A 17,563-nucleotide genomic window follows, 5' to 3' on the forward strand; every position below is an offset into this window, starting at 1 on the left:
CGGCGACGCGCCTCGGCGCATATCAGGATGACATTTCTACTTTGCACAACAGTCGACATTTCAACTTGGTCGCCACACTATGTGTATCCGGGGTGGGTTCAAGGATGAAGTGCGGCTTGCGATAGATAACAATGGCTTATCACTCGCAGGACTTGCCCATGGAACGTACCTACTCCCAGATTGATATGGATGAACGCCGCAAGATTGCCCGATGGCGAATGGGTGGTATTAGTGTTGACGTGATTGCCGAGAAGCTCGGTCGTCATCGCTCAACGATTTTCCGCGAGCTGCGACGCAATGCTTTCACAGATTCGCAAATGCCGGAACTCAATGGCTATTATTGTGTGACGGCCAACGACATGGCGCGTGACCGGCGTGCCAAGCTGCGTAAGCTGGCACGGTTCTCACATCTGCGCCAATCCGTGATCGAGCGCATTATGCATGGCTGGTCGCCGCAACAGATAGCCGGCCGAGGCATGCCAGACGGCGCCATGGCCGTCGTTTCAGCCCAGACGTCAACATTCTTTTCTACCTACCCCGACGTCGTTGCCGGGCGCAAACAGTTCGGGCATTGGGAGTGTGATCTCATGCAGTTTCGCAAGAAGTTCGGAAAGGCCAATGTGACGTCGCTGGTTGAACGCGTCAGCCGGTTTGCTGTATTCCTGCGCAACAACGATCGGCAGTCAAAACCTGTTATGGATGGGCTGATCCAGGCGCTGCAATCCCTGCCCCATCTCGCCCGCCGTTCGATCACCTTCGATCGTGGCACCGTGTTCACCGATCTGCAGCAGGCATCGGAACGCAAACACGGTTCTGCGATCCGCAGTCGCCCTGGCAAAAAGGTACCGTCGAAAACACCAACAGACCGGCCAGGAAATGGCTTTCGAGAGAAGTTGATCCGTTGTCGATCACCGACTGCGATCTGACGGAAATCTGCAACAAGCTGAATGCAATATCGCGCAAATGCCTTGGCTGTAAAACGCCAGCAGAAGTCTTCCGGCAAAAACTGCTCGTACAGAGACGGCGTGCGGGTAAGCTTTCAGATATCGCAAGTCGCGCTTCAGATGGAATCTACACCGGGTGAGTTGCACGGATCGATAATTGCAACTTGCCAGGGGCACTTGGGATGTCAGTTTTGCCGCCGCTTGTCTTGAAATTTGCATATTTCACGTCTATTTTGTCTGGCCCGATTTTGGAATCCGACGCGGCATTTTTCTGCCAGTTTCATCGTATGTGGACTAACAGGATGCTAGAGGTCCCTTGCCTCTACGGAGTTATCTGTTTAGAGAGAGATCAATGCGGTTCAATAATTCAGTATTAATTGGGATTATCATTGCAGCTTCGCTGCTGATCTTCTATTTGGCTACCAGTGATGTTAGCGCGCTCTTTACCGCCACTGGCTAACCCTTCCACTTAACCATAATGCTGAGGGCTACCGGGAGCAGCACCGGAGAATTCGTGGTCCGTTCCAGCTTGCCGTATGATTCCGCACGGCTCTTGTCGTCGTCCCGTATGAGTGGCTTTTTGACAAGTTTATGAAAAACTCTTCAAGATATTCGCTCGATAGGGCTTGTTTCCCTGAAACCTATTTGCTACTAGCGCCAAGCCGACATGTTCGGCTTCTACCACAGTGCGGTCGTGGCGGAATTGGTAGACGCGCAGCGTTGAGGTCGCTGTGTCGCAAGACGTGGAAGTTCGAGTCTTCTCGACCGCACCATGAAACCTTGGCAAGTCGTTGGTTTAAAGCAGAATACGGCGTCCATAGGGCGTCGTATTGCTTATTTGCGCATTAGAAACCTCGATTTGATCCGAAAATGTGAGGCCTGCACATCGGCGGCCGATCTCGTCAATGCTGTCATTCTGCGGAACACCGTTTATCTAAGTCGCGCCGTCGAATATGTCCGCAGTCAGGGTGCTAAAACTCCAGGTCGCCCCGCTACCATTAGAGCATATCGCGCTGACCGGCGACTATCTCTGGAACGAAATTGATCGACTCCTCGAACGCTTCGGAGCCATCCGGACTGACGGCTTCAATCCAGCTAACTTCAAATTTCCTTGGCGGGTATTAATGCAGAATTGTTTATAGAGCCCCTACTACTCTGCGATCACGACGAAACTTGTCGCCGCCTCCGGTAAGGTAACGGCGATCGAGTTCGAGCTGCAGTTTGCTGCGCGGGTAAAAAGCAAATCTCACTCCTTATCGGGCGATGCAGTTCAGTCGCTTTCGATGCAGCCGATGTGATCATGTTAATGCTGGAGAACCCGACCGACGGATATCTGGTTGGACCGGGTCAATGATGATGGAAGGTTTGTCCTCCTGCTTGCTACTGATCTTGGGTTAGCAGCACTTGGAACAATATGCTTCTTCGAGGAGCAGTGTTCCTCATGACGCGCAAAGGAAAAATTTTCACGCGCAATGAATCTCACCGGTAACACGACTGTACCGCACTGATGAGCGGTCGAACGATGTTGTGTTAGCGCTCCTAGCTGGTGCCTAGCTTAGGCTTACATAAAAATCGGGCACAATACGTCGCGCAATTCCTGACAAACTCGTGTTGCGAACGGGTGGATGGTATAGCTCATTTTGAGGTTTGGGGCCAAAGCAGGATACATGTCGTTCGAGGTTGGCAGACCGACGATCCAGTTGTTTGAGCGTCGAGGAGAGCTTCATTGTTCTTTGCAGTTGTGCGTCACATGCAACGCACGCGTGATTCTACTTGATGTACCGCAACTGCAGCTATCCGGCGCAGCTATGAAGTAACCGGCCTCGTATCTAAACAACTGTTCCGAATGCTGGGCGAAAGGGCTCTGTAACCCGGTCCAGCCGGTCGAATCGGGGCTGGCCCCGTGCCGTGGCACGGATCGAAGTGACATTCTTACTTTGCTCCAAAGCGAACATTTCGACTTCCCCGCCTACTTGATGTATGTGCAATGTCTGCTGTTGCATCCCAACGAAAATTCTCTCGGCCTGAAAGTACTCAACAGCGTTGTCTGCTATCAGAAGTGCTCGTTGCTATCTGCCCTCTTGCCGAGGATCAATGCAGCGATGAGGCCAAGCGCCACGCCGAACATGACATAATAAGTCGGCGCCATGGGTGATCCGGTCTTCTGGATCAGCCAGGTCACGATGAACTGTGCAAAACCACCAATGAGCATCACGGCAATATTGTACGAGATTGACAGACCCAAAGACCGCACGCGTGTTGGAAAGAGCACGGCCATGACTGTGCTGAACACGGCAAAGAATGCTGCCGCGCAAAGACCGGTTGCCAGCTGTACCACGATAAGCCTGCTGATCGTGGGAGCGGCTGTCAGCCACGAATAGAGCGGAAACAAGATGACGAGATAGACCGCAAGCGAGGTGATCAACAGCTTGCTTCGGCCCACCCTATCGGAAAGGATACCCATCAAGGGTGTCAGGACAACAACCCACAATGCCCCAAGCATCTGAACCTCGAACGTTTCCTGAAGTGGCAGCTGAAGGATCTTCGTCGCGAAGGTCACGAGATAGGTGAATGTAATATACACCGTTACAGTAGCAGCGGCGACAAGCCCGATGCCCAATACTGTTTCGCGCCATGAGCTTGCCAGCAATTCTCCGATGCTGATGTGGGTGCCTTTAACGGTCTCTTCCCGTTTGGCATTGCGGAATACTTCTGTCTCATCAAGGCGTTGACGGATATAGACGGCAACAGGAATGATGACCAGGCCAACGAAAAAGGGAATGCGCCAAGCCCATGCCTCGATCTGCTCCTGCGTAAAATAGACTGTCATTAACGTGCCTGCAGCGGCGCCAATCAACAATCCGATCATCTGGCCGGTCATTTGCCAGGAGCCATAAAAGCCACGCTTTTCGCGAGGTGCCATCTCGATGAGCAATGCTGTCGCCGTGCCGAATTCGCCGCCGGCCGAAAAGCCCTGTATCAGCCGGGCGATAAGGATCAGCAATGGAGCCAACACGCCCGCCGCTTGATAGGTCGGAGCGAATGTGATGATCGCCATGGAGACCGCCATGAGCGAAGTGATCAACACCATGGCAGCCTTGCGGCCATGCTTGTCGCCATAAAGACCAAGAATAATGCCGCCAACGGGACGCATCAGAAACCCGACGCCAAAAATGGCCGTGGTCATCAGGATAGCATTCAAGTCGCTGCTTGAGGCGGAGGGATCGACCGGGAAAAACAACCGCGCGATGATGGGTGTCATAAAGGCAAACACAAGAAAATCATACCATTCGAGCGCATTGCCGATAACAGCAGCAACAAGATTACGCACCGGCACTTTGTGAGGCTGCTGCATGATTATTCCTTTATCAGTGGGTTTTTCTGTCAGAAGGTCGTAGCCAGCCTGCCAGGAGACTCGCTTCAGCTACAGTTGAACCCCTCTCCCGGATTGGTCCAGTCCCTAGAAGTTGTTTTCCCCATGAACCAATGGTGCGCTGCAAAATGTCTTATGTTGCGCCGAGACAAGGCTCGCTGTTGCAAATTACTGAAACAGGCTTTTATCTTGGCCGCTCGCCGAAACCGGGTCTAACGCTATTCGAGAGGGTCCAATCATGAAATATTTCTATTCTCCCGACACTTGTGCTTTAGCCGGGCATATCGCCCTTGCGGAAGGCGGTCATACGCCGCAGCTAATCAAGGTCGATGTTTTCACGCGAACGATCAAGGAACCTGGCGATTACAATGAGGTAAATCCCAAGGGCTATGTACCCCTGCTGGAATTTGACGATGGTCGGCAACTTACGGAAAATGTTGCAATTCTCAACTGGATCTCACGAAACTCGCCGCGATTTTCGGAAGGGTCAAAGCCTGATATCGACAGGCAAACTGAGATGCTGGCTTTCATATCAAGCGAAATTCAAAAGCCCTTCGTCTTTTCCTTTTTCCTGCCGGGTGACGAAGCAAAAAGCGACCTGACCAAAATGGTCGCCGGGCGGTTCGCCTATCTCACCGAGGTGCTCGATGAACCATTTCTGTTGGGCAGCGATTTCAGCGTGGCGGATGCATTTCTCTATGTCATGTTACGCTGGGCGCGCATGTCGAATATGGAAGTATCGCCGCGGCTCCTCGAATATCGGGATAGGATCGAGCGTATGCACTCAGTACAACGAGCTTTGACTGAAGAAGGACTGGCCTAAAAAATCCATTCAGGCTTCAGAGCCAAGGCACTTGGACCTGGTTTAAAATCAAATGAACGCCCCAGTAACATTCAAAGGTTGTTTTTGCGTGGTGTACAGGCCATGCTCCAACAATACCGAATGTAGATCAACTGTCGGTTCTATACGTTGAGAATGAAATGGAATTAAGCATACTGGCGACGGGGATTGTGCGGATACTTGGTATAACCGCGCTCGTCATCCTTTCCTATTCGATGGTCATTCGTAATTTTCCAAATGGTTGGAAAAAGAGCGCTGCTATCGGCATCCTCTTTGCCACTGGTTCCATATTGTCGATGAACGATGCGGTGATGCCGGCACCGGGTGTCTTCTTCGATGGCCGCACCGCTCTCCTGGCAATTGTTTATCCTTACGGGGGACTTATTGGCACTGTCATTGCTGCTTTATTGATCGCTGCCTATCGCATATGGCTCGGCGGCGTTGGTGTCGTGCCAGGACTCTTGTCCATCTTGATGCTTTGCTGCGTGAGTTATGCTGCAGCGCGTGTTCCGGTCCGAAAAATTCCGGTTGGCTTTGGTCGCTCGACGCTCATCGGACTGGCTGCATCGCTCTCGATTATTTCCGTTGTGCTGCTGCCAGGTGAAGTCGTTGCAACCATTGTCGGCGCGCCATTGATCGCAGTCATATTGGCCAATATCGCCAATGTGGTCATTATCGTCAATTTCCTGGAAAGGGAAAAATCCCGCTTGAGGATCATCAGGGCGCTGGAGCATGAAGCTTCTGTGGATCCCCTGACAAAGCTCCAGAATCGCAGGGCCTTCGACAAGGCAGCTTTAAGAGCAATGAATGATAATCGAGCCAGAGCGGCCCATTGCTCGTTGATAATGATTGATATTGATCATTTCAAAACAATCAACGACAGGCTTGGACACTATACGGGTGACACGGTACTGGCTGATGTGGCGGCAATCATCCAGAAGAATGTGCGCCTTGGTGATGTTGTGGTCCGCTATGGCGGCGAAGAAATCTTGCTACTGCTCGCCAATACAAAACAGGATGCTGCCAATGCATTGGCAGAACGCGTGCGCAGTGAGATTGAAAATACGGATTTTGTCTCGGGATCGGAAAGCGTCAATGTCACTGTGAGCGCCGGTGTTGCCAGCTTGGGCGAGAAATATGCAAGCATGGAGGCCTTGCTCAAGGCTGCTGACAAGGCACTTTATCATGCAAAACTAAGCGGCCGAAATCGTGTCGAGGTCGCTTAGCTCGGCTTTTTAAATACCCTCGCCATGCATATGACCATCGTGAGTCAGCGTGGCTATGAAGCGTTTTGTACGTTCATGCTTGGGCTGAGTGAAGATATCACGTGAAGTACCCGTTTCAACAATTACGCCGCCATCCAATACGATTACTTCATTGGCGATGCGTGAAGCCAGCCGCAAATCATGCGTGGCCATGACCATTGTTGTGCCTTCCCGCGCCAATTGAGCCAGAACATCGACCACCTCGCCCGATAGTTCCGGGTCGAGCGCAGAGGTAGGTTCGTCGCACAAAAGGACCTTGGGTGATGGAGCCAATGCACGGGCAATGGCGACACGCTGTTGCTGTCCGCCGGAAAGTGTTGAGGGCCAGACCTCCGATTTATGTGCAAGGCCAACTTTTTCCAAGAGGGCCTTTGCGCGCTCCCTCGCCTTCTCTTTGGGCCATTTGAGAACGGTGGTCAGGCCCTCGGTCACGTTCTCAATCACGGTTCGATGGGGAAAGAGCTGGAAGTTCTGAAAGACCATGCCAGTGTGACGCCGGAGCAATTGAATTTGCTTCGTCGAAGGTTTGACGCCCGGCTGAAACTCAAGACGGTCTCCGGCGATTTCGACGCTGCCAGCGGTGGGAATTTCAAGCAGGTTAATGCAGCGAAGCAATGTGCTCTTGCCGCCACCGGAAGGGCCGACAAGTGCCATTACCGCACCTTCTGCTACATCAAGAGACACATTCTTCAGGACTTGAAGATCGCCAAAATTCTTCTCGATATTCTTGAGTTGGATCATCATGATCGGGCCTCCAGAAAGCCACCATACCGGTTGAGCCGCGTTTCCAGTCTTGCCTGCAAGGATGAGAGAACCGAGCTTAAAATGAGGTAGATGATCGCCGCTTCAATGTAGAGAATAAGTGGCTCATAGGTCGTGGCGACAATCCTCTGTGCCGCCTGGAAAAGCTCGGGCACGGTGATGGCGGCAGCGAGAGAAGTGTCCTTTACCAGTGAGATAAATGTGTTGGACAAGGGGGGCACTGCGACGCGGGCAGCTTGTGGCAGGATCGTGCGTCGCATGGCTTGCGACCAATTCATGCCGATAGAATATGCCGCTTCCCACTGGCCTTTAGGGACCGAGGAAATGACCGCACGCAGGATTTCCGAAGTGTAGGCACCGATATTGAGTGTGAAGCCAATCAGTGCAGCGGTGAAAGCATCAAGAACAATTCCGGCGCTTGGCAGGCCATAGAAGATCAGGAAAAGCTGAACCAGCAGCGGTGTGCCACGGATAATCCAAACGTAGAATTTGATGATGGCCGCAAAGGGCGCGGGAGCGAAAAGCCTTATAAGCGCTGCGAGCAGGCCAACAGAGAGCCCCAGCACGAACGATAAAAGCGTCAGCGGAATGGTGAAGATCAAGCCAGCCCACAAGAGTGAGGGCAAGGATTCGAGCATCAAAGTAAGCCAGCTGGGCACGGCCTCTTCTCCTTGGAAAAAATAAAAGGCAGGGGGACAAACCCCCTGCCCTGTTAGAGCGTAAATTCTGTTTGCCGTAAACGGTGATTACTTCGAAACGTCCTGGCCGAAATATTTGTCGGCAATCTGTTTATAAGTGCCATCGGTCTTGATTGCTTCAAGCGCCTTGTTGATTTCTGCCAGCAATTCAGGCTCGCCTTTGCGAATGATGATTCCGGAGAAATCCGCATCGGCCTGTTCAGCTGCAATTTTTACATTGGCGTCGGGCTTGTGTTTTTTGAAGTCAAGAAACGACAGGCTGTCATTGACGGTTGCATCTGCGCGTCCGCTTAGCAGAAGCTGGATCGATTGATCAAAACCATCAGTTCCAACCAGCTCTGCGCCATTGCTCTGGGCGATCTTGCCGAAATTGCTGGAAAGAGATTGAGCAGACTTTTTACCCTTCAGATCAGCAAAACCCTTGATTTCATCATTGTCGCCTTTGACGATGAGAACGGCCTTGGATGCGATGTAGGGTTCGGAGAAGTCGTATTTTGCTTTGCGGGCCTCGGTAATGCCGACCTGATTGATAACAGTATCGTAGCGCTTGGCGTCAAGACCGGCAATCAAACCATCCCATTTGCCTTCCAGGAATTCGGCTTTCACGCCGAGCTTTTTGGCAATGGCTTCGCCGATTTCCACATCGAAACCAACAAGCTTGCCGGCGGCGTCGTGATAGGTAAATGGCGCATAAGTGCCTTCAGTACCAATCTTGAGAACACCTGCGGACTTGATTTCCTCAAGGTTCGAGCCTGCGAATGCATGCACGGGTGAGATTGCCAGAGCACCGATGACGACGATTGATTTCAGCCAGTTCATTTTGTTTCCATCCGATATCTATGCGCCGCTGCGTCTTTGTACGCATTTGGGCTAATGATTGGAAAATGTCACTTTGTAGATCGCCTGTATAGGCATTCTAGCGTCATGAAAGTAGAATTAGACGAAATTCATACCACATTTTACGGGATATCAGGAATATAATTTTGGTGCGGTTGTTTTCTTCAATTGCCGAACCTTACGAACGCAGGCACAATTTCTTGAACCATTTTGCATAGACCTTCCGCGTGGTTCGACAAGCTCACCATGAGGAAGGTTTATGCTATTGCGTCGAGCTCGATTTGAGCCTCGCATGTGGTCTTTGCACGAGACTTGCAGCCCACCCATCCCCTCATGCGAGCTCCTGAGCTTGCCAAGGGGCGAACCACGCAAAGACGTCTATGCTCTCTATATGGCCTACCCGATGCGCAAACCGCTCGCGCCATGGAAAAGATGGACATTCTCTGGCTTGATGCCAAGTCCAATCATATCTCCGGGTTGCCGGTCTGTCCTACCCATGGCGAATATACAGGTCTGGTGCCCGGAAAGCTTCGTATAGAACTGCGTCGACAGTCCAAGAGGCTCTATGACCTCTATCTGTGCCTTCAGATCAGTGCCGCCGCCGACTTCAATATTCTCGGGGCGAATGCCAATTGTCACTCTTTCGCTGTCCGAGATTTCCAATTGCGGAAGCAGGCCAATGGTCTGACCGTCGCTCAACTCGGCCCAAGCCTTATCCCCCTCGCGGCGTACCACAGCTGGAAGGAAGTTCATTCCCGGAGATCCGATGAATCCTGCAACGAAAATATTGGCCGGATTATCGTATAGTTCCAAGGGCGTGCCGACTTGCTGGATAATGCCATCATGCATGACCACAATGCGGTCTGCCATGGTCATTGCTTCCACCTGATCATGGGTGACGTAAACCGATGTGGTTTTCAGCTGCTGGTGCAGCGCCTTGATTTCCGTACGCATATGCACACGAAGCTTGGCATCGAGATTGGAGAGTGGTTCGTCAAAAAGGAACACTTTGGGATCACGAACAATAGCGCGGCCCATGGCAACCCGCTGGCGCTGACCACCGGAAAGCTGGCGGGGAAGCCGCTCTAAAAGCACGTCCAGCCCCAGTCGCTTTGCGGCGCTGCTGACGCGGTCCAGGACAAGTTCCTTGGCCGCTTTCCGCAGCATAAGACTAAAGCCCATATTCGAGGCCACATCCATATGCGGATAGAGCGCGTAGGATTGAAACACCATGGCGATGTCGCGATCCTTGGGCGCCACATCATTGACGACGCGGTCGCCAATCCTGATCTCTCCGGCAGAGATTTCTTCAAGCCCGGCGATCATGCGTAGCAAGGTGGACTTGCCGCAGCCTGACGGCCCGACAAGCACGACAAATTCGCCATCCGGAATTTCGAGATTAACGGCAGAGAGCACATTCATGGCGCCGTAGCTTTTCTGGACGTTGGTAATAGTGACAGAAGCCATCGTGTTAAATCCCTTATTAGCCCTTCACCGCACCGGCCGTGAGGCCTGTGACGAGGTATCGTTGCAGGAAGGCGAAGAATAGACATGCGGGTATCAAAGCCAGCACCGAGGCGGCCATCATCTGACCCCAGTCGACCGCAAACTTGCCAATGAATGTGAGTAGGCCAACCGCGAAGGTTTTCTGGTTGTCGCTGCTAATAAGCATCAATGCGAACAGCAATTCGCTCCATGCCGCAGTGAATACGAAACCGAGTGTTGCCCCCATTCCCGGTAGGGTCAGAGGAATGATAACGCGGCGCAAGGCTTGGCTGCGATTGCAGCCATCGATCATCGCTGCCTCTTCCAGGTCTTTCGGGATGCCATCGAAAAACGATTGCATGAGAAATGTGGCAAAGGCGATGTTGAAGGCAGTATAGATGATGATCAGACCGGTCAGGCTGTCGGTCAGCCCAAGCTGGCCCATTATTCGATAAATTGGCGGTATCACCATGACCAGAGGAAACGTCTGGGTCAGCAAGAGTGTGACGGCGACAGTCGTTTTTCCACGAAATGAGAAGCGCGACATTGCATAGCCGGCCGCCGATGCAATGATTGTTACCAGCACTGCGGTGATGACCGAGACGATAACGCTGTTGACGAAGTAGCGCGGAAAGTCTGTAGCGCGCAAAACAGTCTTGTAATTCTCGAATGTTGCTGATGACGGCCAAAGCGTTATGCCCTCTGAGTAGAGAAGCGATTGCGGCGTGACTGAAATTTTCAGTGTCCAGAACAGGGGAAAGAGCGCAAAAATTACATAGGCGGCGACTGCGCTATAAAGGCCAATTCCGCCAAGAATCCTGGCATTGCGTGAGCGTCCGGCGATCATCAGGAATACCTCACGAGAGATTTGCGAATGCGGATCAAAACAATCGCGTAGAGGATGAGGAGTGCAAGCAGGAGTACCGCGACCGCTGAGGCGTAGCCTTTGTCCAGCGTCTTGAAAGCGCTCACATAAATATAGGTTGCAACTGTATTGGTTGAACCCGCGGGTCCGCCCTCGGTCATGACATAAATCAGGTCGGCAAAAGTGGCGATCCAGATGGTGCGCAGCATCACTGTGATCGCAATGGTGGGCGCAAGAAAAGGCAGGGTCACTTTCATGAAGCGCTGCCACGGGCTCGCCCCATCAATGGCCGCAGCTTCATGCAGTTCGCCGGGAATGGATTTCAACGCAGCCAGCAGGGTGATGGCGAAGAAGGGCACGCCGAACCAAACATTCGCTATGATAGGCCCCCACATGGCGGTGGCTGGATCAGCGAGAATATTGGTGGGTTCGGACTTGAGCCCCAAAGCGAACAGCCAGTGTGGCAAAGGCCCGACAATCGGATTGAAAAGCCACGCCCATGTAAGACCTGAAAGGAAGGACGGAACTGCCCAAGGCAGGAATACGATGGCCTGCACCACTTTCTTGCCGTAAAAATTGCGATCAAGCAGCAATGCCAATCCTAAACCAAGGAAGAACTGCAAAACGAGGCTGGCAACAGTCCACCACAGTGTATTCATCAGCGCCTGACCGAGATTTGCATCATGCAGCAGGGCTTCATATTGACCAAGGCCGACAAATTCAGATTTGAACGCCGAGAACTTCCGGAAAGAATAGCTGATACCGAATATCAGCGGAACGACGAGCACGAGCAAAAGCAGGACAAGTGCGGGGCTCAGATAGAGCCATGGTTCGAAAACAGTCGAGAAACGGCGCTTGCCACCTTCCCTTCCATTCCCCTGCGGCAAACCCGCCGCTGTTGCGTGTGTCATTAGAATCTTTCTCCATAATACACGACACAATGCTTTAAGCTCGTTTGCATAGGTTTTGTGCGTGGTTCGACAAGCTCACCATGAGGGACGTGGTTAGTTGCAAGGTTTTCTGCAACGTCTCAGAATCCGGCTCCCCGCAGCTTATAAACTTCCCTCATGGTGAGCTTGTCGAACCACGCACAAGGCAATTGCAATCCCCGCAATGAATGCTCCGGCACAGCGCACCGGAGCATTCATTCAACTCAGATTATTTCTTGTTCTTGGCCATCCAGGCTTGCTGCTGTTCGGTGAGGAAAGCAGCCCACTCATCAGCGACTGCTTTTGGCGTTTTCTGGCCGAGCAATACTTCCTGAAAATTCTTGACTGAAACGGAGTCATAGAAATTGCCGAGGTTTTCAAGATGGGTTGGTGGTGTCACCAATTCGAAGGTTTTTGGGTCGTTGATTTCCTCAAACCATCCTTTGAAGGCTTCAGCGCCGAAATATGGGTCTTTGTCCGCGCCATTGTGGATCGGCAGAACCCCGACATTCTTGGCGAATTCAATATTGTCTTCAGGCGAAAGCAATGTCGCCATCAGTTTCCATGCGTCATCCTTGACCTCGGAATCAGCAAACATCGCCCAACCTGCATAACCCAAAGTCGGGTAGGATTTACCGTTTGGTCCTGTTGGCAAGGGAGCGACGCCGAAGTCTTCCGCTTTCATTTTTTCAGCAATGCCGATCAGTGCATCTGGATCCTGATCAAGCATTGCGCAGGTTCCGGAGTAAAAGCCGGTGACGATCTCGTTGAAGCCCCAGCTCACGCTGTCTTTTGGAGCATAGCCATTCTTGTAAATGTCGGCCAGCAACTCTAGACCCTTGACCGAGCCGGGTTCGTTGATTGTCGCTGTGCCATCGGCATTGAAATAGCCGCCCTTGCCATTGGCAATGTTCATGAACATCTGAACGCCGTTGAAGCCGCCAGGACCACCGCGCAGGCAATAACCATATTTGCCTTTGATCGCGGAAATCTTCTTGTTGGCTTCCATGAATTCGTCGAGTGTCTTCGGTGCTTCTTTGAGACCTGCCTCGGCGAAGAGCTTCTTGTTCCAGAACATGGCTCGGATGTAATAGCCGTAAGGGATCATGTACTGCTTGTTATCGACAACCGAACCGAACTGCTTGGCGCGATCGCCGAGCGTGCCGGCATCTTTCCACTTGGCGAGATAGGGTCCAAGGTCTTCAAGCTGGGCATTATTGGCATAAAGACCCATCCAGCGCTCTGGCATCTCAACAATGTCAGGCGTGTCCCCGGCCTGGACCATGGTCAGGAATTTTTCAAACGCCTGTCCCCATGGAAGCGATACGAGCTCCACTTTTGTGCCGGGATTTGCCTGCTCGAAGCTGGCAATCTGCTTTTTCAACAGCTCGGTACGAGGCGGGCTGGTGATGACCTCCACCATTTTGATTGTCGTATCAGCAAAGGCTGCCGATACTGTCATGGACAGTGCTGCGATTGCGCTGGCCAGAAATATTCCCATTCTTTTTTGCATTTTATGCTCCCATCTTGTTTTTAAGTTCAGCGTTTTGCCGCGGTGAATGCGTTGGCGAGGTCCGCCCAGAGTTCCTCGACATTTTCCAGTCCGACATGTAGGCGGATCGTTCGGGGGCTGACACCGAAGCGCCCGATCGAATTTGCGTCCGGCGTCTGCTGCAAGGAAGCAAGTGCGGGGACAACGAGGCTTTCATGTCCGCCCCAACTGACGCCGATGCGGAACAGTTTCAACGCATCGACAAAGGCGGGCACGTCGATATCGTCCGTTACCTCGAATGAAAACAGGCCCGAATAACCGCTAAGCGTGGCTTTGCCAGGATGGTTGGAATAGACCGGGTGCATGACCCGCTCGACATTGCCGTGGCCTTTAAGCCTTTCAGCGATGATAAGGCCGCTCTTCATGTGATGCGGCAACCGCAATGTCAGCGTGCGCAGCCCGCGCAAAAGAAGCCAGGCCTCGAATGGCGAGAGCTTTGCGCCGAGGTAAGAATAGGTGCGGCCATTGATCCGGTCGATCATTTCCTGCGAGCCGGAGACAATGCCAGCGACCGTATCGCTGTGCCCGCCCAGATATTTGGACGCGGAATGCATAACCAAATCAATGCCATGGCTGATTGGCTTTTGGAAAAGCGGCGTTGCCCAGGAATTGTCGATCGTGGTGACGACGCCATGTTGTTTGGCAAGACGCGCATAATGAGCGATGTCCTGCAATTCGAACATCATGGAACTTGGGCTTTCCAGATAAAGCAGCTTGGCGCCCGGCAAAGCAGCGGCGACAGCATCGGGATCGGAGCCATCGACATAGTCTACCTTGATGCCAAGATGAGGCAGAAGACGTTCGAACAGACGGTAGGCATCGCCATAACAATTGCGAACAGAAACAATGCGTTCGCCTGCGCCGACGAAGGCAAGTACCATGGCGCTGATCGCACCCATTCCACTGGAAAAAGCCCGTGCCGCCTCAGCGCCTTCAAGCGCCGCGATCTTCTTTTCAAACTCCATCACAGTCGGATTATCGCCGCGGGAATACATTGGTTGGCGCTTGCGACCGGCGAAAGCATCGGCCATTTCGGCGTAATTTGTGAAGGTGAAAAGCGAAGTTTGATAGATTGGCGGCACGACGGAACCGCCTGGAAAAGGATCGTCATGAGCCAGCAGAGTTGCGGCTTGCGCCATCATGTCCTGATCGTGGAAAAAAGGATTGTCATTCATTCTAAATATGAACTCGGTTTTTCTGGGTTTGTTTTTTCAGGTTGGCGGCGCCGCGCTTCAGGTCATCCTCGACTGTGGCGATCAACTTCAGTGCCTCTGCTCTGGCAGCAATAGGATCGCGCGCGGCTATCGCATTGAACAAGGTGCGATGGTAGGGAAAGCTGGCATGACCGAAGTCGCGAACGCCCAGCGGATGCTCCCAGAAGCGGTGAAACATTTCATACATGGCAGCGATAATCTGCTCGAATAAAGGATTGCCAGATGTGCGGAAGACAGCCAGATGGAAGTCCCAATCCTCATCGGCGGACATGCCATGGCGTTCATGAAATGCCTCTTCCATCCTGATCAGTTTTTGCTCGATCATGGCGATATCCGCATCGCTGACACGTGCTGCCGATAGAGCTGCCGCCTCAGCTTCAAGACCCCGGCGAATTTCCAATGTATGCATTAAGCTATTGAAATCATTGCCGGATGCAAGAGTAAGCGGCATGTGCAGCATATTGCGCGTAACGGCTGCCTTCAAATAAGTACCACTGCCCTGCCGCCGCTCCACGAGGCCCAATTCCTGCCAGCGGGTGAGCGCTTCGCGGACAGTTGTCCTGCTCACCTTCAAGCGCTCGGCAAGGACACGTTCCGTCGGTAAACGGTCGCCTGGCACAAGCCCCTCGTCCGTCACAAATCCAACAAGCGCCTGCAAAACCGCATCGTCCCGCGAAGATGTCTGAACTGGAGAAAGGATCTGGCTGATCAAGCGACGCTCTTTCTAAATTGGTTGGACCATTGTGCCAATTGAGCACGAAAGAAACCAGGAGTCAAACAGGAATGTCAGGAAGCCTGTGGCACTTGCCCGTGCCCCTCGGGTGAATTGGGTGAGCAGCCTCAAAAGTTAGTCCAGCGACAAGGTGATGAGTTTTCCGCATAACCATGGAGGCAAATGCAAAACGCCCGCTTGCGGGGACAAGCGGGCGCTTTCAGAAAGCTTCAATATCCAGATCGGGCATCATTCAACCGACAACAACTAAATTGCATGCGTAGGTTGTATTTTTTGGGTAAAATTCGATGATTCTTCAGCAAAATTCCGCCCTTTTGCGGAAAAAGTCTTCCCAGTTCAAATAAAGTCGGGAAGAACTCCTGCCTTTTTGTGGTTTTCCAGGTAGGCACGGAAAATCGCTTCGATTTTTTCCTGTGCCTGTCCTGTGCGAAGCTGGATCACGCCTGGTTTTGCCCCCGGTTAATCGAGATCGAAAGCAGCACCAATGAGCGTCTTTGTATATTCATGATGCGGGCTTTCAAATATGTCTTCGGTCTGACCTTCTTCGACGATTTTGCCGTTCTTCATCACCACCACATAATCGGACATGGCTTTGATGACCGCCAGATCATGGCTGATGAAAATATAGGACAGGCCGTGCTTTGACTGAAGATCACGCAATAGTTCGATAACCTGTCCCTGCACCGAGCGATCCAGCGCGGATGTCGGTTCATCGAGGATAACGACCTTCGGCTTCAAAATGATAGCGCGGGCAATGGCGATGCGTTGCCGTTGTCCGCCAGAAAATTCGTGCGGATAACGGTTGCGGGCAGCGGGATCCAACCCAACTTCCTTCAAGGCGGCAACCGCCCGTTTGTCACGGTCTGATCGGCTTAGTTGCGGCTCATGGATGAGCAGCCCCTCTGTGATGATTTCGCCAACAGTCTGCCGCGGCGAAAGCGAGCCGTAAGGGTCCTGGAATACCAATTGCAACTGTTTGCGCAATGGCCGCATGGCGGACCGGCCAAAGCTCGAAATATTCTTGTCGGCGAAATGATAGTGGCCACTGCTCGGCAAGAGACGCAGCAGAGCGCGACCCAAGGTCGATTTGCCCGATCCGGATTCCCCCACAATGCCGATTGTCTGGCCTTCCTGAAGACGGATAGTCACGCCATCCACAGCACGGAAAAGCGTGTGGGCACTGGTAAGGAACCCTCCACCTATTCTGAAGTCGACGGAAACATTGCGCCCTTCAAGCACGACAGGAGCGGTTTCCGCCGGGGGAGCCTTGCTGCCGCTGGGAACAGCGTCCAGCAACATTTTGGTGTAGTCTTCCTGCGGCCGTTCGAAGATTTGCTCGACAGAGCCTCTTTCGACCACTTCACCTTTGCGCATCACAACCACAGTTTCGGCAAAATGTTTCACAATGCCAAGATCGTGGGTGATGAGCACGATGGCCATGCCAAACCGCTTTTGCAGGTCGCGCAGCAGATCCAATATTTGCGCTTGAATGGTAACGTCGAGCGCAGTTGTGGGTTCGTCGGCGATCAAGAGATCGGGTTCGTTGGCAAGCGCCATGGCAATCATGACCCGCTGGCGCTGGCCACCCGACATTTCATGCGGATAAGAATTGATGCGCCGCTCAGGTTCCGGAATGCCGACAAGCTTGAGCAATTCCAGCACACGCACCTTAGCCTGTTTGAAGCTGAGACCCTTGTGGTGAACGATAGGCTCGGCAATCTGCCGCCCAATCGTATAAAGCGGATCAAGCGAGGTCATGGGTTCCTGAAAGATCATTGTGATCTTTGAGCCGCGGACCTTATTGAGTTCCTTGATCGGAAGCCCGATCAATTGCTTGCCGCGATATTCCGCGGAGCCGGTGACTTTGCCATTGGCTGCAAGCAATCCCATGATACCCATCATGGTCTGGCTTTTTCCGGAACCTGACTCACCGACGACGGCAAGCGTTTCTCCGGCCTTCACATCAAGGTCAATGCCCTTGACAGCATTCACGTCACCATCCGGTGTTGTGAAGTCTACTTTCAGTCCGCGAACGGACAATATGGTTTCATTCTTGTCCGTCATC

At 52.6% G+C, this 17,563-nt stretch carries 13 protein-coding genes, 1 tRNA gene and 1 pseudogene; 4 read left to right on the forward strand and 11 right to left on the reverse strand.

Going from position 1 to position 17,563, the window contains the following annotated elements; all coding sequences use genetic code 11:
- Positions 1–158: 158 nt before the first annotated feature.
- Positions 159–1,012, forward strand: a pseudogene (locus V9K92_RS20295) (IS30 family transposase); the annotation flags it as partial.
- 620 nt (positions 1,013–1,632) lie between these two features.
- Positions 1,633–1,717, forward strand: a tRNA-Leu gene (locus V9K92_RS20300).
- 1,280 nt (positions 1,718–2,997) lie between these two features.
- On the opposite strand, the gene V9K92_RS20305 is transcribed toward V9K92_RS20300, so the two are convergent.
- Positions 2,998–4,299 (reverse strand): MFS transporter, encoded by a 1,302-nt coding sequence (locus V9K92_RS20305; RefSeq protein ID WP_115053681.1) that lies wholly within the window; start codon positions 4,297–4,299, stop codon positions 2,998–3,000.
- Positions 4,300–4,555: 256 nt separating this feature from the next.
- On the opposite strand from V9K92_RS20305, the gene V9K92_RS20310 reads away from it, so the two are divergent.
- Positions 4,556–5,140, forward strand: a complete 585-nt coding sequence (locus V9K92_RS20310; protein WP_337354801.1) for a glutathione S-transferase C-terminal domain-containing protein — start codon at positions 4,556–4,558, stop codon at positions 5,138–5,140.
- Positions 5,141–5,298: 158 nt separating this feature from the next.
- The gene (locus tag V9K92_RS20315; protein ID WP_337354802.1) at positions 5,299–6,384 is read left to right on the forward strand and encodes a GGDEF domain-containing protein; all 1,086 of its coding nucleotides are present in this window, start codon (positions 5,299–5,301) and stop codon (positions 6,382–6,384) included.
- Positions 6,385–6,393: 9 nt separating this feature from the next.
- Here V9K92_RS20315 and V9K92_RS20320 read toward each other — a convergent pair whose 3' ends face one another.
- The 10 genes from V9K92_RS20320 to V9K92_RS20365 all read right to left on the reverse strand — a co-directional run bounded on the left by V9K92_RS20320 (position 6,394) and on the right by V9K92_RS20365 (position 17,562).
- Positions 6,394–7,164, reverse strand: a complete 771-nt coding sequence (locus V9K92_RS20320) for an amino acid ABC transporter ATP-binding protein (protein ID WP_115053846.1) — start codon at positions 7,162–7,164, stop codon at positions 6,394–6,396.
- On the reverse strand, positions 7,164–7,844 hold the full coding sequence (locus tag V9K92_RS20325) for an amino acid ABC transporter permease (protein ID WP_115053684.1): 681 nt from the start codon (positions 7,842–7,844) through the stop codon (positions 7,164–7,166). The genes V9K92_RS20320 and V9K92_RS20325 overlap by 1 nt, the downstream gene beginning before the upstream one ends.
- 87 nt (positions 7,845–7,931) lie before the next feature.
- Positions 7,932–8,702 (reverse strand): amino acid ABC transporter substrate-binding protein, encoded by a 771-nt coding sequence (locus tag V9K92_RS20330; RefSeq protein WP_115053685.1) that lies wholly within the window; start codon positions 8,700–8,702, stop codon positions 7,932–7,934.
- 414 nt (positions 8,703–9,116) lie between these two features.
- On the reverse strand, positions 9,117–10,187 hold the full coding sequence (locus V9K92_RS20335; protein ID WP_115053686.1) for an ABC transporter ATP-binding protein: 1,071 nt from the start codon (positions 10,185–10,187) through the stop codon (positions 9,117–9,119).
- A gap of 16 nt (positions 10,188–10,203) precedes the next feature.
- Positions 10,204–11,052 carry a carbohydrate ABC transporter permease gene (locus tag V9K92_RS20340; protein ID WP_307275296.1) on the reverse strand — a complete coding sequence of 283 codons (849 nt, stop codon included), beginning with the start codon at positions 11,050–11,052 and terminating at the stop codon, positions 10,204–10,206.
- Positions 11,052–11,981, reverse strand: coding sequence for a carbohydrate ABC transporter permease (locus V9K92_RS20345; RefSeq protein WP_115053688.1), 930 nt, complete (start codon positions 11,979–11,981; stop codon positions 11,052–11,054). The genes V9K92_RS20340 and V9K92_RS20345 overlap by 1 nt, the downstream gene beginning before the upstream one ends.
- A 247-nt stretch (positions 11,982–12,228) precedes the next feature.
- Positions 12,229–13,500 carry an ABC transporter substrate-binding protein gene (locus V9K92_RS20350; protein WP_337354946.1) on the reverse strand — a complete coding sequence of 424 codons (1,272 nt, stop codon included), beginning with the start codon at positions 13,498–13,500 and terminating at the stop codon, positions 12,229–12,231.
- A gap of 38 nt (positions 13,501–13,538) precedes the next feature.
- The gene (locus V9K92_RS20355) at positions 13,539–14,726 is read right to left on the reverse strand and encodes a PLP-dependent transferase (protein WP_115053690.1); all 1,188 of its coding nucleotides are present in this window, start codon (positions 14,724–14,726) and stop codon (positions 13,539–13,541) included.
- 1 nt (position 14,727) lies between these two features.
- Entirely contained in the window at positions 14,728–15,477 is a 750-nt protein-coding gene (locus tag V9K92_RS20360) for a FadR/GntR family transcriptional regulator (protein WP_435530187.1), read from the reverse strand.
- 480 nt (positions 15,478–15,957) lie between these two features.
- Positions 15,958–17,562, reverse strand: a complete 1,605-nt coding sequence (locus V9K92_RS20365) for an ABC transporter ATP-binding protein (protein WP_337354803.1) — start codon at positions 17,560–17,562, stop codon at positions 15,958–15,960.
- Position 17,563: the final 1 nt, after the last annotated feature.

This window comes from Phyllobacterium sp. CCNWLW109 (assembly GCF_037203905.1).
Classification (GTDB): Bacteria; Pseudomonadota; Alphaproteobacteria; order Rhizobiales; family Rhizobiaceae; genus Phyllobacterium; species Phyllobacterium ifriqiyense.